Raw genomic sequence first — 2,259 nt, 5'->3', positions numbered from 1 at the left:
TACATGCCCGAAGAAGGAATGGTCGAAGAAGGCGAACTGAAAATCCACCAGGCCTCACATGCCCGCTACTTCGAGGACTTCTTGAAATTCGTCGAGTATGGCGAATCGATGCCTGAAATCATGAAAAACCAGGTCATCCACATGGTCCATGAACATGTATCCGCCCAATTTGAAGAAAACAGTGACGAACTGCACAAATTCGAACAGGACCTGGAAATCTGGGAAACGAGTGAAAAGCGGGAAATCCAGGAACGTCTTGAAACCCATCAGGTTGTCAAAGCCACGGCCCAGATTGTCGAGCATACATCTGAAGCCGAACTGCGCATGAAGTTAGGCAGTACATCCATCAAAGGACTTCTAGCCGATTTCGGCGACAGCATCCATTTAGGAAAGATTAATGGGAAGTATGTATTGATGATAGAAGCCAATACGATAGAGTTCGATAAAGGTGTCTCGCCGATTGAGTTTCATAGGCCGGATGATTTACAAATACTATTTGAAAAAATCATAAATAAAAGTTAAGAAATAGTCTGAGTCACACGAAAATTTGATGATTTGTGACTCGGAACGTGACTTTAGGTTCACATAATACATATGTTATATCCCAATCATGGCAGTCTTTGTGAATGCCTTTTTTAATTTTTCTTCTATTATATAAACTTACCTCATTTGACGTGGTCCACCGCCCGGATCAGATATATCTTTGTAATCAGCCTGACTAGCTCCACATAAACCAACAATTGATGCTACTACTGCAATAATCACTAACTTTTTCATGTTTGTCTATCTAAAGGACTGCCATTTTCGGCGGTTCATTATATGTACCTCGAAGTCCCGACAATGAGATTCCAACCTATGTTCGAAATACGGATAAAAATAAATGAAACAGCTAAAGGATCCTCTTGATGATAATGAACAAGAGGATCCTTTAGCTAATTTAAAAGAATAATTCGTCAAGTAACAGCGTGTATAGACCAAGGGGTTTTATCATGGATGGAATGGCCTTTAATATATCGTAAGCTTCAACCTCTAAACCTTACTACCGGTGTTTGCCTCTTCTTATTAATTACATTCTCTTCTGGATTGTGGCATCTTACATTACCGTTACAAGCGAGAAACATCCCTGGCTACCTATGCTGTATGATCGCAAGTCGCTTTCTCTATAAACAAGAATTTTACCCTCTTCTATTTGGCATCCGGGAACATTCTTTGTGCCATATCTCCAAACTCATTAAATAGTCCGCTAATCGGCTTTCCATTTTGAATATCGTTGACATATCCCTTCATACTTTTAACAAAGTCTGGATTTGCAGAGACATAAACGTTGTCTGCACCTTGATCATGTTTTTTTACTTGATCAACAATTTTCTTTTCTAAGTCATTTGTCAGGTTCTTGTCATTTGTCAGATTGACGGCGACATATGCGTTATTATCTGTAACAATGACAGAGGCACCCTTTACATCATCCATGTCCTCTAGCCGATTTGCTACTTCATCAGCCACGCGCATTTTATTATCATTGTCATCATTGTTTAATTGCCTTGCATTGTGATCGTTGTCGCCGTTTCTGTCATTTACATTCAGGGTATTGTCATTTTGATTGCTTCGATTATTCATTCCAACATTTTTTCCATCATTATTATTATCATTTGTTCCGCAGCCAGTTAGGAATAGAGCAATCAAGGCGCTTGTTAAAAATGTGTACTTCATGTTAGTCACTCCTTTAAATTAGATACCCTATTACTATCTGCTGTATTTTCGGGAATATTCATAAAAAAGCACTTTAAGTTAAACTATACCCAGATAACGGATACACATTTTATCTTTTGCTCTTCGATTAATCGATCATGTTCATCTATGTATTTGTTATAAGCCATATAAACAATTTCGGTGGTGAACTATGATTACTGAGAGCGAGTGAGTTTAATGGCCTTAGAATAACCAAAATGGTTTTAGACAGTTGATCTTTCTCAGTTATCATAATTTATGATAAACTAAATTTATCAGAATTTTCCAAACGGAAGAATGTTCATTGTTCCGTTAAAGAGCTAGTATAATTGAACAAGGGATTGGCATGATACCTTAATCAGTTAGCTATCTACAACACGCCGCAAATGAATTTTGAGCAAAGGGATTAAATTGGGGGGAATGGAAAATGGATGTAAAGACACTTTTGTTACAACAATGGGCAAGCTGCTTAGATGAAGAAGATTGGTTTCCACCACTTGAAAAAGTGCTAGAAGACATCACTTTTGAACA

The 2,259-nt window shown here is 37.9% G+C and carries 2 protein-coding genes; one reads left to right on the top strand and one right to left on the bottom strand.

The features are described 5' to 3' along the window. A partial coding sequence (locus ACFRAK_RS27905; protein ID WP_394573020.1) for a DUF3898 domain-containing protein occupies positions 1-522 on the top strand: 522 nt, incomplete at its 5' end. Between the two features lie 663 nt (positions 523-1,185). Here ACFRAK_RS27905 and ACFRAK_RS27900 read toward each other — a convergent pair. Continuing rightward, entirely contained in the window at positions 1,186-1,710 is a 525-nt protein-coding gene (locus tag ACFRAK_RS27900) for a YhcN/YlaJ family sporulation lipoprotein (RefSeq protein WP_387598386.1), read from the bottom strand. Positions 1,711-2,259 lie beyond the last annotated feature (549 nt).

The organism is Peribacillus sp. NPDC056705 (assembly GCF_043656335.1).
Note: the sequence above shows the minus strand (reverse complement) of the source record. Positions and strands in the feature narration are given on the sequence as shown.